19 protein-coding genes and 3 pseudogenes are annotated in these 25,538 nt (G+C 70.0%); 6 read left to right on the forward strand and 16 right to left on the reverse strand.

Going from position 1 to position 25,538, the window contains the following annotated elements; all coding sequences use genetic code 11:
- The 4 genes and pseudogenes from ACWDR4_RS15160 to ccrA form a co-directional block, all read right to left on the reverse strand.
- Positions 1-2,358, reverse strand: a pseudogene (locus ACWDR4_RS15160) (type I polyketide synthase); the annotation flags it as partial.
- Positions 2,359-2,696: 338 nt separating this feature from the next.
- Positions 2,697-3,605 (reverse strand): 3-hydroxybutyryl-CoA dehydrogenase, encoded by a 909-nt coding sequence (locus ACWDR4_RS15165; protein ID WP_450408585.1) that lies wholly within the window; start codon positions 3,603-3,605, stop codon positions 2,697-2,699.
- Entirely contained in the window at positions 3,602-4,603 is a 1,002-nt protein-coding gene (locus ACWDR4_RS15170; RefSeq protein WP_450408587.1) for a 3-oxoacyl-ACP synthase III family protein, read from the reverse strand. The genes ACWDR4_RS15165 and ACWDR4_RS15170 overlap by 4 nt, the downstream gene beginning before the upstream one ends.
- 29 nt (positions 4,604-4,632) lie before the next feature.
- Positions 4,633-5,997 (reverse strand): crotonyl-CoA carboxylase/reductase, encoded by a 1,365-nt coding sequence (ccrA, locus tag ACWDR4_RS15175; RefSeq protein WP_450408590.1) that lies wholly within the window; start codon positions 5,995-5,997, stop codon positions 4,633-4,635.
- 569 nt (positions 5,998-6,566) lie between these two features.
- On the opposite strand from ccrA, the gene ACWDR4_RS15180 reads away from it, so the two are divergent.
- Entirely contained in the window at positions 6,567-8,039 is a 1,473-nt protein-coding gene (locus ACWDR4_RS15180) for an MFS transporter (RefSeq protein ID WP_450408593.1), read from the forward strand.
- Between the two features lie 156 nt (positions 8,040-8,195).
- Here the strand turns inward: ACWDR4_RS15180 and ACWDR4_RS15185 are convergent, their stop codons facing one another.
- The 6 genes from ACWDR4_RS15185 to ACWDR4_RS15210 form a co-directional block, all read right to left on the reverse strand.
- A complete protein-coding gene (locus ACWDR4_RS15185; RefSeq protein WP_450408596.1) occupies positions 8,196-8,924 on the reverse strand; it encodes a TetR/AcrR family transcriptional regulator in 729 nt (242 codons plus the stop codon).
- 121 nt (positions 8,925-9,045) lie between these two features.
- Complete coding sequence (locus ACWDR4_RS15190; protein WP_450408599.1) at positions 9,046-10,188, reverse strand: acyltransferase family protein; 1,143 nt, start codon at positions 10,186-10,188, stop codon at positions 9,046-9,048.
- Positions 10,189-10,500: 312 nt separating this feature from the next.
- Positions 10,501-11,805, reverse strand: a complete 1,305-nt coding sequence (locus ACWDR4_RS15195; protein ID WP_450408602.1) for a cytochrome P450 — start codon at positions 11,803-11,805, stop codon at positions 10,501-10,503.
- 204 nt (positions 11,806-12,009) lie between these two features.
- A complete protein-coding gene (gene sthA, locus ACWDR4_RS15200; protein ID WP_450408605.1) occupies positions 12,010-13,413 on the reverse strand; it encodes a Si-specific NAD(P)(+) transhydrogenase in 1,404 nt (467 codons plus the stop codon).
- A gap of 71 nt (positions 13,414-13,484) precedes the next feature.
- Entirely contained in the window at positions 13,485-14,786 is a 1,302-nt protein-coding gene (locus ACWDR4_RS15205; protein WP_450408608.1) for a DUF3533 domain-containing protein, read from the reverse strand.
- Positions 14,787-14,947: 161 nt separating this feature from the next.
- The gene (locus tag ACWDR4_RS15210; RefSeq protein ID WP_450408610.1) at positions 14,948-15,532 is read right to left on the reverse strand and encodes a TetR/AcrR family transcriptional regulator; all 585 of its coding nucleotides are present in this window, start codon (positions 15,530-15,532) and stop codon (positions 14,948-14,950) included.
- Positions 15,533-15,808: 276 nt separating this feature from the next.
- On the opposite strand from ACWDR4_RS15210, the gene ACWDR4_RS15215 reads away from it, so the two are divergent.
- Entirely contained in the window at positions 15,809-17,251 is a 1,443-nt protein-coding gene (locus ACWDR4_RS15215; protein ID WP_450408860.1) for an MFS transporter, read from the forward strand.
- Positions 17,252-17,301: 50 nt separating this feature from the next.
- On the opposite strand, the gene ACWDR4_RS15220 is transcribed toward ACWDR4_RS15215, so the two are convergent.
- A complete protein-coding gene (locus ACWDR4_RS15220) occupies positions 17,302-17,763 on the reverse strand; it encodes a MarR family winged helix-turn-helix transcriptional regulator (RefSeq protein ID WP_450408612.1) in 462 nt (153 codons plus the stop codon).
- Positions 17,764-17,963: 200 nt separating this feature from the next.
- Between ACWDR4_RS15220 and ACWDR4_RS15225 the strand changes: the two genes are divergently transcribed.
- Complete coding sequence (locus ACWDR4_RS15225) at positions 17,964-18,923, forward strand: alpha/beta hydrolase (protein WP_450408615.1); 960 nt, start codon at positions 17,964-17,966, stop codon at positions 18,921-18,923.
- A 31-nt stretch (positions 18,924-18,954) separates the two neighbouring features.
- Here ACWDR4_RS15225 and ACWDR4_RS15230 read toward each other — a convergent pair.
- The 3 genes and pseudogenes from ACWDR4_RS15230 to ACWDR4_RS15240 all read right to left on the reverse strand — a co-directional run.
- A pseudogene (locus ACWDR4_RS15230) lies at positions 18,955-19,983 on the reverse strand (RNA polymerase sigma factor); the annotation flags it as partial.
- A pseudogene (locus tag ACWDR4_RS15235) lies at positions 19,965-20,164 on the reverse strand (hypothetical protein); the annotation flags it as partial. The pseudogenes ACWDR4_RS15235 and ACWDR4_RS15230, both read right to left, overlap by 19 nt.
- Before the next feature lie 11 nt (positions 20,165-20,175).
- Positions 20,176-20,622: a winged helix-turn-helix transcriptional regulator gene (locus ACWDR4_RS15240; protein WP_450408617.1), complete on the reverse strand. Its 447-nt coding sequence runs from the start codon at positions 20,620-20,622 to the stop codon at positions 20,176-20,178.
- Positions 20,623-20,752: 130 nt separating this feature from the next.
- On the opposite strand from ACWDR4_RS15240, the gene ACWDR4_RS15245 reads away from it, so the two are divergent.
- The gene (locus ACWDR4_RS15245) at positions 20,753-21,625 is read left to right on the forward strand and encodes an aldo/keto reductase family oxidoreductase (protein ID WP_450408620.1); all 873 of its coding nucleotides are present in this window, start codon (positions 20,753-20,755) and stop codon (positions 21,623-21,625) included.
- Positions 21,626-21,707: 82 nt separating this feature from the next.
- On the opposite strand, the gene ACWDR4_RS15250 is transcribed toward ACWDR4_RS15245, so the two are convergent.
- Entirely contained in the window at positions 21,708-22,100 is a 393-nt protein-coding gene (locus tag ACWDR4_RS15250; protein ID WP_450408623.1) for an SCO5389 family protein, read from the reverse strand.
- An 86-nt stretch (positions 22,101-22,186) separates the two neighbouring features.
- Positions 22,187-23,137, reverse strand: a complete 951-nt coding sequence (locus ACWDR4_RS15255) for an ATP-binding protein (RefSeq protein WP_450408626.1) — start codon at positions 23,135-23,137, stop codon at positions 22,187-22,189.
- Positions 23,138-23,393: 256 nt separating this feature from the next.
- On the opposite strand from ACWDR4_RS15255, the gene ACWDR4_RS15260 reads away from it, so the two are divergent.
- Positions 23,394-23,870 carry a GNAT family N-acetyltransferase gene (locus tag ACWDR4_RS15260; RefSeq protein WP_450408861.1) on the forward strand — a complete coding sequence of 159 codons (477 nt, stop codon included), beginning with the start codon at positions 23,394-23,396 and terminating at the stop codon, positions 23,868-23,870.
- 164 nt (positions 23,871-24,034) lie between these two features.
- Positions 24,035-25,537, forward strand: a complete 1,503-nt coding sequence (locus ACWDR4_RS15265; RefSeq protein WP_450408629.1) for an ABC transporter substrate-binding protein — start codon at positions 24,035-24,037, stop codon at positions 25,535-25,537.
- The last annotated feature ends 1 nt before the right edge of the window (position 25,538 follow it).

Raw genomic sequence — 25,538 nt, forward strand, 5'->3', positions numbered from 1 at the left:
TCCGTTCAGGACGGTCCGGAAGTCTTCCAGGATCGGGTCCATGAGGGGCGAGTGGAAGGCGTGGCTGACCCGCAGGCGGCGGGTCTTGACGCCCTGCTCCTCCAGCTGACCGGCGACGGCCAGGACAGCGGTCTCCTGGCCGGAAATCACGACGGAGGCGGGCCCGTTGACGGCGGCGATCTCCACTCCAACACCGTTGGCGGAGGCGGCCTTGATGGCCTCGGTGACCCGCTCTTCGGGTGCCTGGACGGAGACCATCGCACCCCCGGTGGGCAGGGAGTTCATCAGCCGGCCGCGTGCGGCGATGAGGGTGCAGGCGTCGGGGAGGGTGAGGATGCCGGCGATGTGGGCGGCGACGACCTCACCGACGGAGTGTCCGGCCAGGTGGTCGGCGTGGATGCCCCAGGAGGACAGCAGACGGTAGAGGGCGGTCTCGAAGGCGAACAGGGCGGGCTGCGTGAACACCGTCCGGTGCAGTGCCTCGGCCTGCGGAGTGCCGGGCTCGGCGAACATGACGTCCCGCAGCGAGTCGGCCCCCGTCCCGGCCAGCTCTGCGGCCAGTTCCGCGTCGAGGAGGGCGCAGGTCTCGTCGAGTGCCTCCCGGAACACGGGGAAGGCGTGGTGGAGGTCGCGGCCCATGCCGGGGCGCTGGCTGCCCTGCCCGGTGAACACCACCGCCAGCCCGCCACCCGGTTGAGCCTGTCCGGTGACCACCCGGGGGCTCTCCTCCCCGGCCGCGAGGGTCGCGAGACCGGTCAGCAGTTCCTCCCGGTTGGCGGCCAGGACCACCGCGCGGTGCTCCATCACCGCCCGCGTCGTCACCAGCGAACGGGCCACCTCCGCTGGCTCCAGCGACGGGTCGGCGGCCAGGAACTCCCCCAGCCGCACCGCCTGCGCCCGCAACGCGGCCTCACTGGCGGCGGACAGCGGTACGGGAAGCACGGCCGGCGCGTCCTGCGGCGCGGCCTCTTCCGGCTCGGGCCGGGGCTCCGGCTCGGGGGCCTGTTCCAGCAGGACGTGGGCGTTGGTGCCGCTGATGCCGAAGGAGGACACCCCGGCCCGACGCGGCCTGCCAGTCTCCGGCCACTCCCGTGACTCGGTCAGCAACTCCACCGCGCCCGTGTCCCAGTCGACGAACGGCGAAGGCGTCTCCGCGTGCAGCGTCTGCGGCAGGACCCCATGACGCATGGCCATCACCATCTTGATGACCCCGCCCACACCGGCGGCTGCCTGCGCGTGACCCAGGTTCGACTTCAACGACCCCAGCCACAACGGCTGGTCCGCCGCCCGCCCCTGGCCGTACGTCGCCAACAAGGCGTCCGCTTCGATGGGATCGCCGAGCCGGGTCCCGGTGCCATGCGCCTCGACCGCATCCACATCCACCTCCTTCAGGTCCGCGTCGGCGAGTGCGGCGCGGATGACGCGCTGCTGGGAGGGACCGTTGGGCGCGGTCAGCCCGTTGGACGCACCGTCCTGATTGACCGCCGACCCCCGCACCACCGCCAGCACCCGATGCCCCAGCCTGCGCGCATCGGACAACCGCTCCACCAACAGCACCCCGGCACCCTCGGCCCACCCCGTCCCGTCAGCCTCCGCACCGAACGACCGGCACCGCCCGTCCGCCGACAACCCACCCTGACGCGAGAACTCCACGAACGTCCCCGGCGTCGACATCACCGTCACCCCACCCGCCAACGCCACATCACACTCACCCCGACGCAACGCCGACACCGCCAGATGCAACGCCACCAACGACGACGAACACGCCGTATCCACCGTCACCGCAGGACCCTCAAAACCAAACGCATACGACACCCGCCCCGACAGCACACTGCCGAGGGTGCCGGTGAGCCGGTGACCATCCACTCCCGGCACGGGCCGGTGCAGGTGGGGGCCGTAGTCGTGGTACATCACCCCGGCGTACACACCGGTACGCGACCCCCGTACGGACGTCGGGTCGATGCCGGCGCGTTCGAGGGCCTCCCAGGAGATCTCCAGCAACAACCGCTGCTGCGGATCCATCGCCAACGCCTCACGCGGCGAAATCCCGAAGAACTCCGCGTCAAAACCCCCCGCCTCGTGCAGAAAACCGCCCCGACGCGTATACGACGTCCCCGGCACCTCCCGGTCAGGGTTGTACAGACCCTCCACGTCCCACCCACGGTCCTCCGGGAACTCCGTGATCGCGTCGCCGCCGTCCGCCACGAGGTCCCACAGTCCCTCGGGGGAGACGACCCCGCCCGGATACCGGCACGCCATGCCGACGATCGCCACCGGCTCCCGCTCCCGGGCCGTCAACTCCCGGTTCCGCTGGCGCAGTCGGGCCGTCTCCTTCAACGAGTCCCGCAGCGCCGCGACCACCGCATCGGCGGATGACGTGTCCTTAGGGTCCTTGGCCGTTGACGCCATTGATCTGCCCTCCCCATGGTGCGCGGCTCGCGCCGAGCGGTTCAGAAGTCGTTCCAGGTGTGAGTGGTACGGGTGTGTCCGCTCGCCGAGAGGACGGGCCCGGCCTCCGACGGCAGGCCCGCACGCCCGGACCCGGACCCGGCCGTGACGGCCTGGCCCGGGTCCGGGCCGGAGAAAGTCGTCCTCGGACGCGGGAGCCTCGGACGAGGGCTGCTCAGCCGGGACCCTCAGCCGAGGAAGCCTCAGGCGGGGGATCCTCGGTCGAGGAAGCCTCAGCCGCAGGACCCTCAGCCGTAGGAGTAGAAGCCCCGGCCGGTCTTCTTGCCGAGCAGCCCGCCCTCGACCATGCGCAGCAGCAGGGGCGGCGGCGCGTACAGCGGTTCCTTGAACTCCGCGTAGAGCGCGTCGGCGATCGCCACGGTGGTGTCCAGGCCGATCAGGTCCAGCAGCCGCAGGGGGCCCAGCGGATGGGAACAGCCCGCCTCCATACCGCGGTCGATGACCTCGGCGGTGGCCACCCCGGTGTCCACCATGCGGACGGCGGACAGCAGGTACGGGAAGAGGAGGGCGTTGACCAGGAAGCCGGCCCGGTCGGGGGAGCGGATCGCGGTCTTGCCGAGTACCTCGGTGACCAGGTGCTCGGCGCGGTCGACCGTGCGCTCGTCGGTGAGGACGGAGCCGACCAGCTCGACCAGCGGCAGGACCGGGACGGGATTGAAGAAGTGCACGCCGACGACCCGGCCGGGGTTCTGCGTGGCCCCGGCGAGCCGGACGATCGGCAGCGAGGAGGTGTTGGAGGCGAGCACGGCCTCCGGGTCCTCCACGATCTTGTCGAGCAGGGAGAAGATCTGGAGCTTGGTCGGCTCGTGCTCGGCGACCGCCTCGACCACGAACTGCCGGTCGGCCAGGTCCTCCAGGGCGGTGGTGAAGGAGATCCGGCCGAGCGCGACATCCCGTTCGGCCGCGCTGATCCTGGACTTGGCGACGGCGCGGTCCAGGGAACCGGTGATCCGGCGCAGACCGCGGGCGCGCGAGTCCTCGGAGGAGACGACGATCCGTACGTCGAGCCCGGCCTTGGCGGCGATCTCGGCGACGCCGGCCCCCATCAGGCCACAGCCGACCACACCGACCCGCCGGATCTCCGGCGCCGGGTCCGGCACGGGAACGGCCGCTTCGGGTGTCAGGGCGGGTGTCATATCGCGTCCCCCCGCCAGCTCAGCAGCGAGGAGCCGACCGACATGCCACCGCCGAAGCCGGCCAGCAGCACCAGGTCGCCGCGGTGCAGCAGACCGGCCTTGTTGGCCTCGTCCAGGGTGACCGCGACGGAGGCGGAGCCCAGATTCCCGTATCGCTCGACCGTGCGGTGAGTGGTGGCCCGGGACAGCCCGGCGGCTTCGACGAGTTCGCGCATCATGACTCCGTTGGCCTGGTGGGGTACGAAGTGGTCGACGTCCGTGATGTGGTGGCCGGTGCGTTCGGCGAGCCGGTGGAGCACGGGCGGCACCTGCTGGTTGACGAACTCGCGGACGGCGCGGCCTTCCATCCGGAAGTAGTGGTCGCCCTCCGCGAGGGTCTCCGGGGAGGCGGGCCGACGGCTGCCGCCGGCCTCGACCCGGATGAGGTGATGGGCGTCGCCGCTGGTGGACAGATCGGTGCCGAGAATGCCGTACGGCTCCTCGACCGCGCCGACCACGGCCGCCCCGGCACCGTCGGCGAACAGCGGGGCGGTGCGGCGGTCGGAGAAGTCCAGGATCCGGGAGTAGAGGTCCGCGGCGACGACCAGGACGTGGGCGTCGGGGCGTAAGGCGATCAGTGCCCGGGCGAGTTCCAGGCCGTAGACGAAGCCGCTGCACACGGCGTTGACGTCGAAGCAGGCCGCGCGGTAGGCGCCGAGGGCGTGCTGCACCAGGGCGGAGGTCGGCGGCTGCGGGGAGTCGCCGGTGGAGGTGGAGACGATCAGGTAGTCGATCTCGGTGGCGGGCAGGTCCGCGGCCCGGAGCGCCGCCGCACCGGCCCGGGCGGCGAGGTCGGAGGTGGCCTCGTGCGGCGGTGCGTACCGCCGGCTCCTGATCTCGGTCTTGCGCTCGATCCAGTCCGCGGTGACGCCGCAACGGGCCGCCACCTCTTCGTTGCTGACTTCTTCCTTCGGGACGTAAGAGCCGGTCGCAACTATTCCGGCAGTGTGTGTCGCCACTGTCGAGTCCACCTTCCGTGGTCGCGGGATCAGCCCGCCAGTACAGGTGTGGGGGTGACTGTCTCGCCGGTCCGCAGGGGATTGATGCGGTCCTCGCCGATACGGGCCCGGAGCTGGGTGTCGGTGACGCCGAGTCCCGTCCGGGGTGCCAGACACAGGACGCCGACCTTGCCGATGTGCTGGTTGGTCTGGACGAGCCGGGCCGCCTCGGCCACGTCCTCCAGCGGATGGACCGTGGAGACGACGGGGTTCAGCAGCCCGAGCTGGAACAGCCGGTTGCATTCCCACTGCTCCTGCAGATTGGCGGCGTGGCTGCCCACGATGCGCTTGAGGTTCGTCCACAGGGAGCGGTTGTCGTAGTGGTGCTGGTAGCCGGTGCTCGACCCGCAGGTGACCACCGTCCCGCCGCGCCGCACGACATGGACCGAGAGACCGAAGGTCGCCTCGCCGACGAAGTCGAAGACGATGTGCGGGTCCTCGCCCACCGCGGCACGGACCGCCCGGCCCAGCCGGTCGCCCAGCTCGACGGTGCGTTCCGGGGTACGCGGGATCTCGCCGCCGATGCCGATCTCCTCGCGGTTGATCACCACGTCGCAGCCGAGACCGCGCAGCAGCCCGGCCTTGGCCCCGGAACTGACCACGCCCACCGGGATACCGCCGGCCTGCTTCACCAACTGCACGGCGAACGCCCCGAGTCCACCGGTCGCGCCCCAGATCAGCACGACGTCCCCGAGCTTGACCCGGGCACCGCGCTCACTGATCAGCATCCGGTACGAGGTGGCCGCCGTGAGCATGTTGCCGGCCGCCTCCTCCCAGGTCAGATGGGCTGGCTTGGGCAGCAGCTGGCTCGCTCGCAGCACGGTGTAGTGCGCCAGCCCGCCGAAGTTGGTCTCGTAACCCCAGATGCGCTGGTCGCCGCCGAGCATGGCGTCCGCGTGACTGGCCGGCTCCTGGTCGTCCACCTGGACACAGCTCGCCACCACATGGTCACCGGCCCGCCAGCGCCGTACGCCCTCACCGACCCGGACGATGACACCGGCCGCGTCCGAGCCGACGACGTGGTACGGCAGGTCGTGCCGTGCCGCCCAGCCGCCCAGCGCGCCGAAGCGCTGGAGGAACCTGAAGGTGGGCACCGGGGCGAAGGTCGCCGACCACACGGTGTTGTAGTTGATCGAACTCGCCATGACCGCGACCAGGACCTCGTCGGGCGCGAGCGCGGGCATCGGTACCCGGCCCACCCGGAGGGAGTCGCGGACATCAGGATCCGGTGTCGCGAGAACCCCGGCCATGTCCTCGGCCCGCAGATGGGCGGCGAGGTAGTCGGTGGGCACCTCCTCGCGGGCCAGCTCGTCCGGACCGGCCCCGGCGAGTACCGCACTTGCCAATGAATCCATGACATCCCTTTGGCCGAAAGGTTGCCGCGCGCCACGCTGCGCACGGGGTTTGGAGGAGAGGGGCCGGCGGCGCCGCCGGTGGTGCCGACTGGGGCGCCGTGTCGGCGCGGCACCACCGGCACAGCGCCGGGACGCCCTCCGGGACGCTAAGTCGCCCGCCCCGTCCCGGCCAACCCCAGGCTTGTGCCGCGCCCCCTATCCGACCCTCCGCGCCCCGGGCGCCCGGAGCGACCGCGCCCGGTGTCGACCCCTATGCCGCACCGGCGGCCGAACCGGTAAGCGCCCTGGTACACGCAGTGCCGTCGACGCGCTAGGGGTGGTGAGCGGGCCGGACGACCCCAGCGCGGGAAAGGGGTGAACGGCCGACCGGGTATCGGTGGCCGGGGCGGGGCGAGCGCCCAGCTTCTTATGCCTACTTGACACTTCACGGCGCGCGATTCCTATACTGCATTCGTAATTTGAACACCGTGTAGGAAGTAGTGCGCCGTGTAGGCGCCGACGGGCGCGCCGGGCGAGTTGCCCGTGGGTCGTGACTTCCGCATCGCCTCTCTAGGAGATTGATCAGGGCCATGACAGATACGTTAAGCAGGGCGCCGGTGCGGCTCGGGTGGCGGCTGGTGTTGCTGGGGTTCTCGCAGCTGATCATCGCGGTGGACTACAACATCGTCTATGTGGCACTGCCGGAGATCGGCACGGACCTGGGATTCTCGGCCCAGTCGCTGCAGTGGGTCGTGTCCGCGTACGCGGTGGGCTACGGAGGGTTGCTGCTGCTGGGCGGCCGGATGGTCGACCGGCTGGGAGCCCGGCGGGTGTGGTTCGCGGCGATCGTGATCTACGGACTGTCGTCGCTGGTGGCCGGATTCGCGAACAGTCCGGGGACGCTCATCGCGGCGCGTGCGGTACAGGGCGCGGGCGGAGCACTGCTCTTCCCAGCCACTCTGACGCTGATCTTCATCGGCTTCCCCGAAGGCCCGAAGCGCAACCAGGCCCTGTCCGTGTGGGGCGCGATCGGCGGCGGCGGGCTCGCGGCGGGGGCGTTGCTCGGCGGGCTGTTCACCGACTGGTGGGGCTGGGAATCGGTCCTGTTCGTCAATGTGCCGCTGACGGCGCTGGCCTTCATGGCGGGTATCAAGCTGCTGCCGGCCGACGCTCCGGCGCAGAAGGGCATCCGCGACTTCGACGTACCGGGCGCCCTGCTGGCGACCGCGGGGGCGACGCTGATCGTCTTCGGGCTTGCATCCGGTCCCGACTCCGGCTGGACCTCCTTCCAGTCGGCGGGCACCGAGGCGATCGGCGCGGTGCTCCTGGTGGTGTTCTTCCTGGTGGAAGCGCGGACGCGGTCCCCGCTGATGCCGCTGCGGCTGGTGCGTACGCGGACGCTGGCGGTGACGATGGCGGTGGCGTTCCTGTTCATGGCGACGCTGTCCACCGGGTACTACCTCTTCACGACGTACCTCCAGCCGGTGCTCGGCTACAGCCCCATCAAGGCGGGCCTGGCCTTCCTTCCGCTGTGCGCGTTCTCCATGGCGGCCGGTCAGCTGACGGGGCCCCTGCTCAACAAGTTCGGTCTGCGCAAGGTGTTCACCGGCACGCTGCTGGTGAACGGCGCCGGTGTCGCGGCCACGGCGCTCGGTATGTCGGTCGGCGGCTCGTTCTGGGCGCTGATGCCGGGCATCCTCCTCTGGGGCTTCGGCGGCGGCGTCGGATTCACCGTGACGTTCGCGGCGGCGGGCATGGGCATCTCGCCGATGGAGCAGGGTGTGGCGTCCTCGATGGCGTCGACGCTCGCGCAGATCGGTGGTGCGGTGGGTCTGGCGGCCCTGGTGGCCGTGGCCAACCACGGCATCGACTACGACGCGGCTCCGGCCGTGACCGACATCGTGGACGGGCTGCAGCTCGCGGGTGTGATCGCCGGCATCGTGGTCGCCGTCGGCGCCGTGATCACCTTCGTCTTCCTGAAGGACCCCGAGCCGCCCACAGCGGTGGTCGCGGAGTCCGGCGTGACGGAGGCCGACCAGACGACGGGCGCCGCTACCGCCTGACGCTCTGCGAAGTCTCCCCCTGACCCTCGTGGCCGGTGCAATCCCCCGTCGCCGGCCACGAGTTGCAGAGGACCCGGCCGGGACTGTTGCCCCCGGCCGGGTCTCCTCTGTTTTTCTGGTCTGTCTTTCTGGCTTCTTCTGTTTTCCCGTCAGCCGTCAGCCGACGGTGGTCGCAGCGGGCACCGGGAGGCCCAACGAGCTGGTGAGGTCGAGGAGTTCCTGCTGGTAGAGCTTGGCGGGATTCACGATCTGCGTCCGCAGATGTCCGTAGACCTCAAGGGCGACCAGCCCGTGCATCCGGCCCCAGATCCGCAGGGTCAGCGCGAGCGCGGCGGGCGGCAGATCAGGCTCCTTGGTGTGCAGCGCGTCCGTGAGGTCCGGCTGGAAGTCCTCCCACGAGTGCTCCTCACCGGCCTGGGCCGCCGCCGCGTGGGGCCAGGCCGCCGCGACCAGCTGGCCCAGCAGCGTGCACACCCGCAGCTCGGCCTCGGTGGCGGGACCGCCCTCCGGCATCTGATAGCCCGGAACGGGATCGCCGTACACGAGTTGGAACTCCTCGGGATGGCTGATCGCCCACTGCCGGTAGGCGTTGCCGTGCGCCAGGATCCGCTGCGCGGTGTCGTGTTCGTCCACCTGTTCGTGCGCGGCTTCGAGGGTGTCGGCGAGCGAGGTGTACACGTCGGTGATCAGCGCGTTGATGAGGGCGTCACGCGTCTCGTAGTAGCTGTAGATCGCGCCCGCGGTCATGCCCATGTCCCGGGCGATGGCGCGAAGGGACAGGGCAGCCGCGCCTCCGGCCGCCATGTGCTTGAGCGCGATGGCTTTGATCTCCGCGGCCGTCTCGGCCCGGAGTCGTTCGCGACGACTCATCTTCGGCTGTCCCATGACAAATTATTTTACAGTGTGTTGTCCAGGTCCTACTGGTCCTGTGCACCCGCCGATCATGTTCTGGCACAGGACTCCGCCCCGGCACCGCCGGAGCGCGGTACCGGGGCGGAGTGCCGGTTCAGCCCGCGGAGCCCTGCTGTCCTTCGACCCGCTCGGCCACCGCCGCGGGCCGGGCCGTACGGTCCTGGGGCGGGGAGTCGAGCCGGGGACGCCGGCCCGGCGAGGCGAAGTTCCGCATCATGGGCGTCTCCACGAAGCGGAACGTCGCCCACGACAGCAGGACCGTCACGGTCAGCGCGAGGGCGATGAACCCGAGGTTGCCGGCCGTGGACAGCGGCTGACGCTCCTTGAAGAGGTCGCCGAGCCACATCAGCACCAGGAAGTGCCAGAGGTAGAAGGCGAAGGAGATCTGCCCCAGCCACACCATCGCCCTGCTGCGGAAGGGCGACCACAGGCCCTCCCGGTCGGCCTGCGTCGCCGACACGATCAGCAGCCCGAACGGCAGCGCGGTGCAGGCGGCCAGGCTGTACGCGTACGGGACCTGGGTGGACAGGTAGTACGCCCCGACGGCCAGCCCCGCGGCCGGCAGCAGCGGGATCCGGAGAATACGGCCCTCCCGGACCATCCGGGCCAGGAAGATGCCGAGCACGAAGTCGAGGGTACGGACCGGCGGGAAGCCGTTGATGAACCACAGCTTGGTGACACCGATCGGCGTCGCGGGGCTGACCGCCTCGTCCGGTATCACCAGGTCGGCGAGTGAGGGGATCGCCACGATCGCCGCGGCGATCCCCACGACCCACCACCACAGCCGGCCCGGCCGCACCCGGTTCACCAGCCGGATGATCAACGGGAAGCAGGCGTAGAAGAACACCTCGCAGCACAGCGACCAGGAGACGGGGTTGACGCCCCACCAGCTCTCGAACCGCCAGTCCCAGGCGTGCACCAGCAGCAGGTTGGCGGTCGCGACACCGGCGCCCGGGAAGGTCCCGAGGTAGAGGAGCAGGAAGATCCCGGCGACCAGGGTCACCACGTGGTTCGGGAACAGCTTGAAGACCCGCCGCCGCCAGAAACCGGTGACCGTGTCGGCCGGCCGGACGGCCCAGGTCAGTACGAAGCCGCTGAGCACGAAGAAGAAGGTGACACCGGCCCAGCCGCCCTGGTCGAACAGGGAGTGGTAGGTCTTGGCGATGTCGAGGTCGGCGAACGGTGCGAGGCTGCCGATGTGGAAGGCGGCCACCAGGACCGCGGCGATGATTCTCATCCCTGTGAGTGAGGGCAGAGAACTCTCCCGTGGGCTGCTCATGTCGGTGCTTTCTCCTTGCTGGAGCGACACTCGGACGTCTGGAACTGCGTTCGGGCGGCAGAAAGCCCCGGCAGCGGCACATGGCGGGCGAGCCGTCAGCCGTCCGGCGTGGGGGCGGGGGCGGGGCGGCCGGACCGCTCGAAGAGCCGGCCCGGCCGCTCGGAGGACGCCCGCTGGACGGTTGATCGGCCACGATGGCCAGGCGCGCGACCGGGGCTCAGCGATGGGTGCGAACGGTTCCCGCGGACGGGCGCGGGACGCCGGGGTCCGTCAGGGTCGGTCGGTGAGCACCGGGTTGAGCTGTGGATCCCACTCCACCAGCAGGTTCTGGGGCCCGCGGAAGGAGGTGTTGGGCAGATACGTGATCTCCTGGTCCTCGACCAGGCGCATGTGCGGGAGCCGGCGGGCCAGCTCCTCGATGAAGATCCGCATCTCCTGACGGGCGAGCGTGGCGCCCATGCAGGCGTGCGCGCCGAACCCGAAGGTCATATGACGGTTCGGGTGGGGCCGGTCGATGTCGAACGTCTCCGGGTTCTCGAAGACGGCCTCGTCGTGGTTGGCGGAAGAGGTGATCATCATCACCCGGCCGCCTGCCGGTATGGTCACGCCGCCGACCGTGGTCTCCTTGACGGCCAGCCGCCGCCACGCGGCCACCGAGCCGTCGTACCGCAGGGACTCCTCGACCGCCTTGGGGACGAGGCTCGCGTCGTCGCAGACGCGGGCCCAGGTCTCGGGGTTCTCCAGCAGCGCGCGCATGGCGTTGCCGCTGGCGTTGGTGGTGGTCTCGTGCGCGGCGACCAGGCCGGCCAGGGCGGTGGTCTGCAACTCGTTGTCGCCGAACAGCCCCGGCTTGCTCTGGCCTTCGCGGATCACATGCGGCAACCAGCCCGGCGCGTCGGGCATCTGCTTGATCTTCTCCACCAGATCGCCGGTGAACTCCCAGTACCGCCCCAGATTGGTGGCCACCTGTTTCTGTTCCTCGGGAGACGGGCGGCCGTACATGAACACCGTCTGGTCCAGGGTGAATTGCCGGCAGGCCGCGATGTCCTCGTCCGGAATTCCCATGAATATCAGGGCGATGGTGATGGGCGCCTCCTGGAAGAGATCGACCATCAGGTCGCCGCGGCCCTTTTTGACGAACCGGTCGATATGGCCGGTGACGAGTTCGCGAATGCGCGGGGTGAGGGCTTCCACCTCCTTGCCCTTGAACGGGTCCTGGTGCGCCTTCCGGCGCTCCCGGTGGGACGCGCCGTCCTCGTTGACCAGGGCGAGTCCGGGGTTGAACCCGTGCTGCACCAGGATCGCGACCGTCTCCTCGGTGGACGGTGTGATCTGGTCCAGCGTGATGGAGGCGGAGAAGGTGTCGGTGTCCTTGAAGATCTCCTTGATGTCCTCGTACCGGGTGACGACCCAGTAGTCCAGCGCCGGACTGTAGAAGACCGACTCCTCTTCGCGCGCGTCGGCCATGGACAGGCCCGGGTGGGACTGGTATTCGGTGCCGAACGGGTCGAACGAGGCAGCCAGTCCGGAAACCGGGCACCCTGTCGGGCTTTTGAGTTCTTGGCTCGTGGTCATGACTTCTCCTCGGAAACCAAGTGGCGGGCTTGGCGGGCAGCTGCGGGCACTCGTCGCGACGCTACGATCGGGATCTCCGCATTCCAACCCTTAATCGTGGCGCGGACCCCCCTATTGCCCTGACGGGAATCGAGGGGTCCGCCCGCTGCCACGATCCGCCGCCACCGGCGTCGTGAGGGACTGACCAGGACGGGCGGCGGGGACTCAGTCCCGCAGCCGGTCGATCTGGCGCAGCTTGTTCGTCGCGTCCAGCGCCGCGACCTTGTAGGACTCCGCGAGCGTCGGGTAGTTGAAGACCGCGTTGACCAGATAGTCGACGGTGCCCTCGCAGCCCATCACGGACTGGCCGATGTGGATCAGTTCCGTCGCTCCCGTGCCGAAGCAGTGGACGCCGAGGAGCTTGCGGGTCTCCGGGCAGACCAGGATCTTGAGCATGCCGTGGGAGTCGCCGATGATCTGGCCCCGGGCCAGTTCGCGGTAGCGGGAGATGCCCACCTCGAACGGGATGCTGTCCTCGGTGAGTTGGTCCTCGGTACGGCCGATGAAGCTGATCTCGGGGATGGTGTAGATGCCGATGGGCTGGAGGTTGTGCATCTGGTCGACCGGCTCGCCGCACGCGTGGTAGGCCGCCGCCCGGCCCTGTTCCATCGAGGTCGCGGCGAGGGCCGGGAAGCCGATGACGTCGCCGACGGCGTAGATGTGCGGCACCTCGGTGCGGTAGTGCTCGTCGACGGTGATCCGGCCGCGCCGGTCGGCGGACAACCCGGCCTTGTCGAGGGCGAGTTCGTCGGTGAGGCCCTGGCGGCCCGCCGAGTACATCACGGCGTCGGCGGGGATCTTCTTGCCGCTCTCCAGGATCGTGAGGGTGCCCCGGGGGTGGCGTTCCACCGCCGCGACCGTCTCCCCGAACCGGAAGGTGACGGCCAGGTCCCGCAGGTGGTACTTGAGCGACTCGATCACCTCGATGTCGCACATGTCGAGCATCCCGGCCCGCTTCTCGACCACCGTGATCTTGCTGCCGAGCGCGGCGAACATGGAGGCGTACTCCATGCCGATCACCCCGGCACCGACGATGACCATGGAACGCGGCACCCGTTCCAGGTTCAGCACGTTGTCCGAGTCCAGGATGGTGCGTTCGTCGAACTCGACGCTGTCCGGCCGGGCCGGCCGGGTGCCGGTGGCGATGACGATGTGCTCGGCGCTCAACAGCCGCTCGTTGCTGGTCACTTCACGCAGTGCGACGGTGTGGTCGTCGACGAAGCGGCCGGTGCCGGCGAACAGGGAGACATGGTTGCGGGACAGCTGGCTGCGGATGACATCGACCTCGCGGTCGACCACGTGCTCGGTGCGCGCGGTCAGGTCGGTGACGGTGATGTCCTCCTTGAGGCGGTAGCTCTGGCCGTACAGATCGCGCTGGGTGAGGCCGGTGAGGTAGAGAACCGCCTCGCGCAGGGTCTTGGAGGGGATGGTGCCGGTGTGGATGGAGACCCCACCGACCATGTCGGGGCGGTCGATGACGGCGACCCGGCGGCCGAGCTTGGCCGCCGCGATGGCAGCCTTCTGGCCGCCCGGGCCGGATCCTATGACAAGCATGTCGAAGTCGGGCACCCTGGTGAGTCTGTCAGTCCGAGGCCGCCGCCCGGAAGGGTGAACAGGCAACGTTTGGCGTCCGCTTGGGCCTAGGACGGCTGCGGAGTGAGGCGTTCGAGGCCCTTGCGGTCGTAGTAGCGGGTCATCGCGAAGCCGAAGAGCAGCGCGAGCGCGGTGCCGATCGCGATCATGATCCAGGCGCGGGTGAGTCCGGCGTCCCCGCGGGCGTCGAAGTAGAGGATCGCGCGCACCCCGTCACCGAGTTGCCGCATGGGCTCGAACGCGGACAGGAAACGGTAGAAGTCCGGGACCGCCTGGAGGGGGACCGTGGCCCCGGACGAGGGCAGGCCCAGGACGATGAACACGAACATCGACACGAGCTGCCCGATCCCGCCGAAGGCCGCGTTGATGGCCTGGACGCCGAGACCGACCGCGAGGGTGGCGCAGTACGAGTACAGCCACAGCAGGGGCAGATGGCCGGCGTCCATGTCGAGGATGCCGACGGTGGCGACCATGATCAGGGAGACGCTGAGGAGGGTGATCCCGGCGGTCATGCCCATCTTCAGCAGCAGGGTCTGGGTACGGTCGACGGGCACGGTGGGGCGGCGCGTGTGCCAGGGGCCGATCTCGTTGTCGGCGTAGCCGAGGGAGGTGTCGACCGCGTTGCTGATGACGTTGCCGCCCATGAACCCGGCCAGCACGAGCAGCAGCGTGTAGTAGAAGGCGCTGAGCCCGAGGCCGCTGTTGGTGCCGATGGGATGCCCGACCTGGGTGGTGACGGCGACCGGGTCGGCCAGCAGCAGCTTCGCCGTCGCGCCGGCGCCTGTCGCGCTCGCCGTCAACTGCTTGCCGATGTTCTGCGAGACCTGGTGGGCGGCGGCCGTGGTGATCTGGCCGGCGAGGGAGGAACCGAGGCTGCCCTTGCCGGGGTTGGTGAGCACGGTCAGCGTCGGACGGGCGGTGGCGCTCGTGCCGGTGAGCGCGGCGACGGAGGCGGTGAAGCCCTCGGGCACGACCAGCGCTCCGTAGAGCTTGCCGGAGTCCAGCTGGTCCTGGGCCTTGGCGAGGCTCAGTTGACGCCACTCGGCCTTGTCGCCGCCGGAGGTGTCGGTGGTGATCGCCCTGGTGATCTGCGTACCCAGGTTCTCCTGCTGCCCGGGCAGCGGTTCGCCCCGGTCCGCGTTGACGAGGCCGATGGGCAGCTCGTGCAGATCGCGGTTGGGGCTCACGATGCCGCCCATGTAGAGCAGCGACAGCAGCAGCGCGAGCAGCCCGGTCAGGACGGTGGGCAGCAGCCACAGCTTGGGCCGGCCCAGCAGCGCGGTGGCACGCGCCTGGACGCGGACGGCGGGGGAGGGGACTTCAGAGGACGTACTGTCGTCGGCTGGCATGGTTCTCCGGTGGCTCTGGGGCGGCCCGGGACCCGGGGTGGTCGCCGCCCGCCCGGCCAGGATCATGCGTACGGCGGCACGGCCGCGCGAGCGACTCGCCGAGCCGGTGCCGGTGCCGGTGCCGACGGACGTACGACCACGCTCGTACGCCGGACGTACGACTACGGAGCCATGTGCACGCGGACCCCGTCGAGGGCCACCGCCAGGACGCGGTCGCGCTGGGTGTCGTCGAGGAAGTTCGTCGAGGTGATGCCGGCGAGCATGCGCAGGAGGTCGTCGAAGTTCATGTCCGTGCGCGCCTCCCCGGCCTTCTGTGCCCGTTCGAACAGCGGGCCGCCCGCCTGGTACATCGACTCCCGGCAGGCCAGGAAGATCTCCGACTCGTGGTTGAGGGCCTCGCGGACGGCCCGTTTCGTCACGGTGTACCCCACGAAGCGGCGCAGCCACGCGGTGAGCGCCTCCCACGGCGGCCGGTCGGCGACCTCCAGCGCGAACCGGCACAGGGCGTCCACCTCGTCGGCGTACACACTCTCGAAGAGATGGCGGCGGGTGGGGAAGTTCCGGTACAGCGTGCCGATGCCGACGCCCGCGCGCCGGGCGATGTCCTCCAGGGACGCCTCGCTGCCGTGCTCCGCGAACGCCTCGCGCGCGGCGGCCAGCAGGGCGTCGTAGTTGCGCGCCGCGTCCTTGCGGTGCGGGCGCTGCGCCGCGACGAAACCGCTGACGGGGTACGGCTGTGCCGTCACGGATGCCTCCCTTGCCGGGCGCCGGTCGGGCGCGAGCGAAACGGATGCGGGCCTCCGGTATTGAAGCGGAGGTCGGCCTCCGCTAGAGTGGAGGCGTACCTCCACTTTAGCAGTCGGGGTGCGTTCCCCATGCGACGCGTACGGCCGTGCGCATCGCCGCCGCGCGCGAACGCGGCCCCCCATCACCTCTACTCCGCCACCCCTGTTCGGAGATGCCCTTCCATGCCCCGCAAGTCCACTAGCTCCACCGGCTCCACCGGTTCCACCGACTCCCCGGTGTCCACGCGCTCCACCCGCCTCACCTTCGCGGTCCTCGCGACCGGTGCCGGCGTGTTCTCCATGCTCCAGTCGCTGATCGCGCCGGCCCTGCCGACCGTCCAGCACGCCCTGGACACCTCGCAGTCCACCGCGACCTGGGTGATGACGGCCTTCCTGCTGTCCGCCTCGGTCTTCACCCCGATCCTCGGCCGTGTCGGCGACCTGATCGGCAAGAAACGCACCCTCGTCGCCGTACTCGTGGTCGTGACACTCAGCTGTCTGCTCGCCGCGCTCGCGCCGAACATCGGCGTACTGATCTTCGCCCGGGTCGTCCAGGGCGCCGGCGGCGCGCTGTTCCCGCTGTCGTTCGGCATCATCCGGGACGAGTTCCCGCCGGGTGAGGTGAGCGGCAGCATCAGCAACCTGTCCGCTGTCATCGCGGCCGGCGGAGGCGTCGGCATGGTCGCCGCCGGGCCGATCGTGACCGCGCTCGACTACCGCTGGCTGTTCTGGCTGCCCGTCGGCGTCGTCGCCGTCACCACGCTCATCGCCCTGCGCTATGTCCCCGAGTCGCCCAACAGGGCTGTGGGGCGCGTCAGTTGGCTCGGTGCCGTACTGCTGTCGGCCTGGCTGGTCGCCCTGCTGCTGCCGCTCAGCCAGGCGACCCGGTGGGGCTGGGGCTCGGGCCGGACGATCGGCCTGTTCGCAGCCGCCGTACTCCTCTTCACCCTCTGGCTGCTGACCGAGGCGCGCTCCCGCAACCCACTCATCGATCTGAAGGTCATGCGCCTGCCCGCCGTGTGGACCACGAACACCGCCGCGCTGCTCTTCGGCGCGGGCATGTACTCGATCTGGTCCTTCCTCCCCGGCTTCGTCCAGACGCCCGCATCCGCCGGGTACGGATTCGGCGCGAGCGTCACCTCCGCCGGACTGCTCATGCTGCCGATGCTGATCGCGATGTTCCTCTCGGGCGTGCTGGGCGGCCGGCTGACGCCGGTGTTCGGCGCCAGGAAACTGCTCACCGCCGGTGCCGCGCTCGGCGCCGTCGCCTGCGGATTCCTCACCCTCTGGCACGACGAACAGTGGCAAGTCGCCTTCGTGGCAGGTGTGTTCGGCCTCGGTATCGGACTGGCCTTCGCCTCGATGGCCAACCTGATCGTCGGCAGCGTCCCTCCCGAGCAGACCGGCGCGGCGACCGGCATGAACGCCAACGTCCGCACCATCGGCGGCTCCATAGGCGCCGCCCTGACCGGCGTCCTGGTCACGGGCAGCCTCCAGCCCTCGGGCCTCCCGTACGAATCCGGCTACGCCCACGGCTTCGCCCTACTGTCCCTACTCTGCCTGGCCGCAGCCCTGGCCGCCCTCCTCGTACCGACCACCCGAGCCGCCCGGCCCGCCGCCGAACCGCGCCCTGAAGGGGCGCGGGGAACTGCGCGCTCAGCCCCCACCGGCCCGCGGTGAACGAACTACTTGTCCCGCGGATCCCCTGAGACCGAGACGGAGAGCCGGCGTCAGTCGCCGCTCACGTTGGCCGTGAGCAGGCGAAGCAACTGCTTGGCCAGCGCGTCCTGTTCGGCCGTCAGTCCCATCGCGTCGCCGATGGCGAGAGGCACCGTGTCCGCCCGGTCGCGCATCGCGGCCCCGGCCTCGGTGAGGCGGAGGGCGACCGAGCGCTCGTCCTCCGCCCGCCGCTCCCGCCGCAGCAGGCCGTTGCCCTCGAGCCGCTTCAGCAGCGGGGAGAGGGTGCTGGACTCCAGCTGGAGGGCGTGCCCGAGCTCCCGTACCGAGATCGAGTCCTGCTCCCACAGCACCAGCATCACCAGGTACTGCGGATAGGTCAGGCCCAACTCGTCCAGCAGCGGCCGGTAGCGGGCGGTGACTGCCCGGGAGGCCGCGTAGAGGGCGAAGCAGAGCTGGTCGTCGAGGAGCAGGGAAGGCTGCTCCTGCGGCGATCTGCTTCCGGCTGCGCTCACGGTACGACCCCCGGTCTCTGTGCTGCTGACGGCGATTTCCACCCTATCGTTCACGTCCCCTCGACTGCATGGTGCATCAATTAATCGAGTGCGAACAAGTTGTGCACGACTTAATCGAGGGCTACTCTTCTGTTGTGCCGCCGCTCCCGGCGAGAACCGCAGGTGGAGCCTGCCCCGGCACCCGATCCGAGGAGATCGCCATGACCGACACCCGCCCCGTTCTCGAACCCGCCGCCGCAGGCTTCGCCGAGGCGACCGCGAACCCGCCGTACCTCTTCGACCTCGGCCCGGTCGAGGGCCGCAAGACCGTCGACGAGGTGCAGTCCGGCGAGATCACCAAGCCAGCCGTCGACGAGGAGTGGGTCACCGTCCCCGGCGGCCCCACCGGAGAGGTCCGGGCGCGGATCGTCCGCCCGGCCGGGGTCCAGGGCGTACTGCCGGTGATCGTCTACATCCACGGCGCCGGCTGGGTCTTCGGCAACGCCCACACCCATGACCGGCTGGTGCGTGAACTGGCCGTCGGCGCCCGGGCGGCGGTCGTCTTCCCGGAGTACGACCTCTCGCCCGAGGCCCGCTACCCGGTCGCGATCGAGCAGAACTACGCCGTCGCCCGCTGGATCGTCTCCGACGGCGCCGACCACCACCTGGACGCCACCCGGATCGCGGTGGCCGGTGACTCCGTCGGCGGCAACATGGCCGCCGCGCTGACCCTGATGGCCAAGGAGCGCGGCGATGTGCCCCTGGTTCAGCAGGTCCTCTTCTACCCGGTGACCGACGCCGCCTTCGACACCGGCTCCTACCGGCAGTTCGCCGAGGGCTACTTCCTGCGCCGCGACGCCATGCGGTGGTTCTGGGACCAGTACACGACCGACGAGTCCGAGCGCGCCCAGGTCACCGCGTCCCCGCTGCGCGCCACCACCGCCCAACTCACCGGTCTGCCCCCGGCGTTGGTCATCACCGCCGAGGCCGACGTCCTGCGCGACGAGGGCGAGGCGTACGCGAACAAGCTGCGCGAGGCCGGCGTACCCGTCACCGCCGTCCGCTACCAGGGCATCATCCACGACTTCGTGATGCTCAACGCCCTGCGCGGCACGCATGCCGCCGAGGCCGCCATCGGGCAGGCGATCAGCACCCTGCGTACGGCACTCGGCACCGCCTGACGACGGCTGCAAGAAGGAGGGGACGGCCCGGTCACATGGCGTCGAGGTAGTCCCGCAGCACCTGGGAGCGGGACGGGTGGCGCAGCTTGGACATCGTCTTGGACTCGATCTGACGGATGCGCTCGCGCGTCACGCCGTACACCTGGCCGATCTCCTCCAGGGTTCTCGTCCGGCCGCCGGACAGGCCGTAGCGCAGGGAGATGATCCCGGCCTCCCGGGGGGTCATGTCCGCGAGGATGGACTGGATGGTCTCCTGCAGCAGCACGAAGGTGACCATGTCCATGGGGGTGACGCTGTCCCGGTCCTCGATCAGGTCGCCGAACTCGCCGTCGCCGTCCTCGCTGAGAGCGGTGTGCAGCGAGACGGGCTCCCTGGTGTAGGCGGCCAGTTCGGGGAGCCGCTCCACATCGACGCCCGCCTTCTCCGCCAGCTCCTGCGGTGTGGGTTCCTTGCCGAGGTCCTGGATCAGCTCGCGGCGGGTGCGGGCCACCCGGTTGATGACCTCGACCAGATGCACGGGGATCCGGATGGTCCGGCCCTGGTCGGCCAGCGCGCGGGAGATCGCCTGCCGGATCCACCAGGTCGCGTACGTCGAGAACTTGAAGCCCTTCGCGTAGTCGAACTTCTCGACGGCCCGGATCAGGCCCGTGTTGCCCTCCTGGATCAGGTCCAGGAACAGCAGCCCCCGGCCCGTGTAGCGCTTGGCGACGGACACGACCAGCCGGAGGTTCGCCTCGATGAGGTGGGACTTGGCGCGCTCCCCGTCCGTGGTGAGGATCTCCAGCTCCCGCTGGAGTACCGGGTCTTCCGGCGGGTCCTCCAGCAGTTTGTGCTCGGCGTACAGGCCGGCCTCGATGCGTTTCGCGAGGTCGACCTCCTGTTCGGCGCTGAGGAGCCGGACCCGGGCGATCACCCGGAGATAGTCCCGGACCTGGTCGACCGAGCCGCCGCCGGTGCTGAGCCGGGGGAGGGGAGCATCGCTCTCGTCCTCGGTGGCCGGGTCGAACACTTCGGTCACCTCGGTGTCGGTCGCCATCGTGCTCACTTCCTCTCCAGGAGTGCACGCAGGAACGTCCCTGTATGAGAACGAGCCTCGGCCGCCACGTGTTCCGGAGTGCCCTGGGCAATCACCCGGCCGCCGCCGGTCCCTGCCTCCGGCCCATGTCGATCACCCGGTCCGCCGTCTTGATCACATCGAGGTTGTGTTCGATGACGACGACCGTGTTCCCCGAGTCGACGAGTCGATGCGAGCTCAAGAGGTGCGAGAGTCGTCGTCCTCGCGGTTCGCGAGGACCTCGGCCATGTGTGTCTGCGCCCAGTTCCTGAGTCCGCGCGTCATGTGGTGGAGCGAGAGGCCGAGGTCGGTCAGCTCGTAGGAGACGGTGACGGGGACGGTTGGCGTCACGGTACGGGTGAGCAGGCCATCGTGCTCCAGCGACCGTAGTGTCTGGGTCAGCATCTTCTGGCTGACCCCGGCCAGCAGGCGAGAGATCTCGGAGTAACGCATCGCCTTCGGAGCGGCTGCGTGTGCCGCACCGGGCCGGCGAGGGCTGTTGTCGCCGCCCAGCGCACACAGGATCAGGACGACCCACTTGTCCGAGATTCGGTCAAGCAACTGCCGACTGGGGCACCCTGCCAGGAACGCGTTGTACTCCACCTTGGCCTGAGCCCTCTTCTGGGCCGCCTTCGTCGTCGTCACTGATCGCGCCTCTCCCCTATGGGTGGGTTACGCACTCCAAAGTGCCTACTTCCCGACAGGAAGTTTCTCTCCAATGCTGATGCAGGGAGGCGGCAGGTACCCCCCCAAGTGCACGACGAAAGGCAACAAGATGAGCACACCCTCCCTCTCTCTTCCCGGCGGCACCTGGACTCTGGGCGACCTGACCGTCACCCGGTTCGGCTACGGCGCCATGCAACTGGCCGGCCCATGGGTCATGGGGCCGCCCGCCGACCGCGAGGGTGCCCTGGCCGTTCTGCGTGAAGCGGTCGACGTCGGTATCACTCACATCGACACCAGCGACGCCTACGGGCCGCGCGTCACCAACGAGTTGATCCGCGAGGCACTGCACCCTTATCCCGAGTCGCTGCACATCGTGACCAAGGTGGGCGCGACCCGCGACGAACAGGGTGGCTGGCCCACGGCCCGGCGACCCGAAGATCTGCGCCGCCAGGTCCACGACAACCTCAAGTCCCTCCGGCTCGACGTACTCGACCTGGTCAACCTCCGACTCGGCGACGCCGAAGGTCCCCAGCCCGGCTCGCTCGCCGAGGCGTTCGACACGCTCGTCGAACTCCGGCAGCAGGGCCTGATCCGCCACCTCGGGGTCAGCAACGCCACCGAGGAGCAGGTCACCGAGGCGCAGGGCATCGCGCCGATCGTGTGCGTGCAGAACATGTACAACCTCGCCCACCGCCACGACGACAAGCTCATCGACCGGCTTGCCCTCGACGGCGTCGCGTACGTGCCCTTCTTCCCCCTCGGAGGCTTCACCCCGCTTCAGTCCTCGGCGCTCTCGGCGGTCGCCGCCCGATCGGAGGCGACGCCGATGGCCGTCGCACTGGCCTGGCTGCTGCAGCGATCACCGAACATCCTGCTCATCCCCGGCACGTCATCGACGGCACACCTGCGCGAGAACGTCGCCGGCGCGGGACTCTCCCTCTCTCCTGAGGACTTGACCGAGCTGGACGACATCGGCCGCTGAACGCCCCAGAGCTGGGCCGGGGGGTCGAGTCCGATCAGGGGTGCCGCCGCTGCGGTTTGCCGACAGGCGCCGGATCGTCCCGTCAGCAGTCGCGGAACTCCGGTGACTGGTTGAGGACCTGCGAGCGCAGCGAGGTGAAGCGGGCGTAGGTCTCGCCGGTCTGCGCGCCGGGGTGGAAGGCCGCGACCCGGTGGCAGTTCTGGAAGGCGAGCGCGACACCGAAGTGCCGCTCCAGGCTGCCCCGGATCGCGTCGCTGGCCAGCGCCCGCAGCAGCTGACCGCGCTCCTGCTCGGAGGGCGGCGGGGTCTGGTTGTCGGCGAACTCGGCGGTGCCGCCCTGGAGTTCGGACGCGAGGTCCGCGATGAGGTCGTAGGCGTAGGGGAGCGAGGTGCGGACGGTTTCGACGAAGTCGTCCTCACGGATGTCACCCTGCTCGGCTTCGGCGAGGAGCTGGGGGGAGACGTCGAGCGACATGAAGGGGTGTCCTGTTCTTTCGGTTTCTTGTTCTTCGGTTTCTTGCGGCTTCTTGCGGTCTCACGGGTGGTGCGGTGAAAGTGCGGTCAGGCGAGAGCTGCGGGCCCGTGCACGAACTCCGGGTCCACCTGACCGGCCAGATCCAGGCCCGTCGCCTTGTCCGCCCACGCCTGGGCGTTGCGCAGATGGAACTCGACGGCGTGCCGCTGGAAGGTGGCCCAGTCCTTGGGGCGGGCGTCGAGCGCGTCCTTGAGCTGGTTCAGCGCGTGCAGGTTGTGCGGCTCCAACTCGCCCTGGTCGCGGCCCTGTTCGGCGGCGCGCACCCAGGAGGACTGGACGAAGTGGGTGAGGAGGTCGTCGCCGGTCTCCTCCTTGAGGAAGAGCAGGTCGTCCTCGCCGGTGACCTTGTTGCCGATCACCGCGAGCGGAATCCCGAACTCGCGGGCGTGGTCGCGGTATTGGCGGTAGACGGAGACGCCCTTGCGGGTCGGCTCGGCGACCAGGAAAGTCATGTCGAACCGGGTGAACAGCCCGGAGGCGAAGGCGTCCGCACCGGCGGTCATGTCGACGACGACGTACTCGCCGGGCCCGTCGACGAGATGGTTGAGATACAGCTCCACCGCGCCCAGCTTGGAGTGGTAGCAGGCGACGCCCAGGTCGCTCTCCTCGAAGGCGCCTGTCGCCATCAGCGGTACGCCGCCCACACGCTCGACGTGCCGCTGGTGGATCTCGTCGTCGCCGAGCGGGCGCAGCAGCCGGGAGCCCCGGCCGGCCGGGGTCGTCTTGACCATGGCCTCGCGCGACTCGATACGCGGGTTGGTGCCGCGCAGGAAGTCCTTGATGTCACCGAGGTGTGCGCTGAGCGGCGGTGCGGCGAACGCCTCGCCGCCGACCGGGTCGAGCGCCTCGGCCAGATGCTGGTTGATGTCGCCGTCGATGGCGACCAGGGGCGCGCCGGAGCGTGCGAGATGGCGGGAGAACAGGGCGGACAGCGTGGTCTTGCCGCTGCCGCCCTTGCCGACGAACGCGACGCGCATTACCGGGCAGCTCCTCGGCCGGCGGCGGCCTCTTTGCCAGCCGTTTTGAAAATGAATGTCATGTGGCAAGTATTTATGCGGCGTCCGGGGTGCTGTCAAATCGCCTCACCCTTAACTGGGGTGCGGCGGTGTCGAGTTGGCGGCCGTTTGTTCGAGGGTCCTAAATGCATATGATGTGCAAGTGCGTGAATATGGCATCAGTGACTATCGGATCAGGGTGGCGACCCTCGACGACCTCGACGGCGCGCGGGCCGTCATGCTCGACACCGTCTACCGCGACTTCGGGACGGGCTACGTGCCCCGCTGGCACGGCGACATAGTCGACCCCGAGTCCTCCTACCTCGTGCCCGCCCGTCACACCCTCCTGGTCGCGGTCGACGGGCGCGACGCGAGCATCGTGGCCACCGCCGCCCTCGACTCGCGCGGCCCCCTCCATCCGCCGAACCCGCGCCATGTCGCCGAGCGCTATCCGTCGGGCGCCACCGCGCAACTGCGCCGGGTGTACGTCCGTCCCGAGCACCGCAGGTGCGGACTGGCCCGGCGGCTCGTGGCCGAACTGCTGGCCTTCGCGGCGGCCGACGGCGGCTATCGCGCCGTGTATCTGCACACGGATCCCTCGGTCGCCGGCGCCGAGGGCTTCTGGCGGTCGCTCGGCAAGGTCGTGCACGACGAGCGCGAGGACGCGGGCGGCGGGCAGGGCGTCGTCCATTTCGAGGTTCCGCTCGCACGGTGACCGTCACGGCCGGAGTGGTGACCGCCGCTGACCTGCCCCGGGCTGGCTATTGGAAATGATAATCAGATAGTGTCCCCGGTATTCGTGCGGTTCCCGTACGTGCCACTCCGCCCTCTTCGCACGCCCTGTTTGCCCGCCCGCCCTCTTCACAGAACCCGAGGATCATGCGCACCCCCCGCCGCCGCCGACTGCTCGTCGGAGTCCTGCTCGCCCCGCTGCTCACCGGCTGCTTCGCCTCCGGCGGCGACGACGGCGACGCGTCGTCGGACGCCGGGTCCGGCTCCCGGCTGAAGGTCGCGCTCGCCTTCCCGCCCGCCGAGAACCTCTCCCCGTACGGCGCCGACGCCACCCTCCTCAGCCGCCTCGGTGTCACGGAGGGCCTGACCTCCCTGGACGCCAACGGCTCCGCCGCCCCCGCGCTCGCCGAGTCCTGGACCCGCCAGGACGACCGCACCTGGCAGTTCACCCTGCGCGAGGCCACTTTCCAGGACGGCACGGCCGTCACCGCGGCCACCGTCGCCGCCGCCCTCACCCGCGCGACCCAGGCCGAGCCCGAGCCCGCCGCCCTCACCGGCGTCACCCTCACCGCGAAGGCCGCGGCCGACGGACGAATAAGCGTCACCACCGCCGAGCCCGACCCCGTGCTCCCGCTGCGCCTCTCCAGCCCCGGCCTCGCCGTGCTCGCCCCCAAGGCGTTCGCGAAGAAGGGCGCCGTCGACCCGGTCGGCACCGCCACCGGCCCCTTCGAGCTGACGAAGACCACCGGTTCCACCGCCGCCACCCTCGACCGCTTCGACGACTACTGGGGCGGACGCGCCCAGGCCGCCGGGATCGACGCCCGGTTCATCGCCGACGGCACCGCCCGCGCCAACGCCCTGCGCACCGGCCAGGTCGACATCGCCGAGGCGATCCCCGTCGCCCAGGCCGCCTCCCTCGACAAGGCGACCCGCCGCGAGACCGCCACGGCCCGCACCACCTACCTCCACCTCAACACCAAGTCCGGCGCCTTCGAGGACGCCAAGCTGCGCGCCGCGGCCCGCGCCGCCGTGGACACCTCTGCGATCGCCGACGGCGTCTACGAAGGCCACGCCGACGCCGGCCAGGGCATCTACGGCCCGGCGCTCACCTGGGCCGAGGGCAAGCGCGTCCAGCCCACCGGACGCGCGAAGGCGGCGGCGCCCGACGGCACGGCCGTCACCCTCGCCACGTACGACAACCGGCCCGAACTCCCGGAAGCCGCCCAGGTGTTGAAGCAGCAGCTGGAGAAGGCCGGGTTCAAGGTGACGCTGGAGGTACGGGAGTACTCGCGCCTCGAAAGCGACGCGCTGGCAGGCAAGTTCGACGCCGTCGTCGCCGCCCGCAACACCATGCTCGACTCCGGCGACCCCGTCTCCGTCCTCGCCAGCGACTACACCTGCGACGGCGGCTACAACCTCTCCCTGCTCTGCGACAAGAAGGTCGACCAGGCCGTCGCCGAGGCCGAGGGCATCGAGGACACCGCGAAGCGGCAGGACGCGGCGATGGCGGCGGAGGCCCTGGTCCTCGGCGCCGACGCCGTCGTCCCGCTGGTCCACCAGCGGATCATCACCGGCGTCGACGCCGGCGTACAGGGCGTGCTCCTCGATCCGTACGAGCGCGCGCTGGTCGGCACCGGAACCCGGCGCTGAC

It is taken from the genome of Streptomyces sp. NPDC000878, assembly GCF_053599695.1.

Coding starts and splice junctions, on each gene's coding strand:
- ACWDR4_RS15195 (WP_450408602.1), bottom strand. CDS start 11,805: ATGACCACGAGCCAAGAACTCAAAAGCCCGACAGGGTGCCCGGTTTCC.
- ACWDR4_RS15260 (WP_450408861.1), top strand. CDS start 23,394: ATGCTCGACACCGTCTACCGCGACTTCGGGACGGGCTACGTGCCCCGC.
- ACWDR4_RS15225 (WP_450408615.1), top strand. CDS start 17,964: ATGACCGACACCCGCCCCGTTCTCGAACCCGCCGCCGCAGGCTTCGCC.
- ACWDR4_RS15205 (WP_450408608.1), bottom strand. CDS start 14,786: ATGCCAGCCGACGACAGTACGTCCTCTGAAGTCCCCTCCCCCGCCGTC.
- ACWDR4_RS15165 (WP_450408585.1), bottom strand. CDS start 3,605: ATGACACCCGCCCTGACACCCGAAGCGGCCGTTCCCGTGCCGGACCCG.
- ACWDR4_RS15255 (WP_450408626.1), bottom strand. CDS start 23,137: ATGCGCGTCGCGTTCGTCGGCAAGGGCGGCAGCGGCAAGACCACGCTG.
- ACWDR4_RS15190 (WP_450408599.1), bottom strand. CDS start 10,188: ATGAGAATCATCGCCGCGGTCCTGGTGGCCGCCTTCCACATCGGCAGC.
- ACWDR4_RS15250 (WP_450408623.1), bottom strand. CDS start 22,100: ATGTCGCTCGACGTCTCCCCCCAGCTCCTCGCCGAAGCCGAGCAGGGT.
- ACWDR4_RS15265 (WP_450408629.1), top strand. CDS start 24,035: ATGCGCACCCCCCGCCGCCGCCGACTGCTCGTCGGAGTCCTGCTCGCC.
- ACWDR4_RS15185 (WP_450408596.1), bottom strand. CDS start 8,924: ATGGGACAGCCGAAGATGAGTCGTCGCGAACGACTCCGGGCCGAGACG.
- ACWDR4_RS15245 (WP_450408620.1), top strand. CDS start 20,753: ATGAGCACACCCTCCCTCTCTCTTCCCGGCGGCACCTGGACTCTGGGC.
- ccrA (WP_450408590.1), bottom strand. CDS start 5,997: ATGGATTCATTGGCAAGTGCGGTACTCGCCGGGGCCGGTCCGGACGAG.
- ACWDR4_RS15180 (WP_450408593.1), top strand. CDS start 6,567: ATGACAGATACGTTAAGCAGGGCGCCGGTGCGGCTCGGGTGGCGGCTG.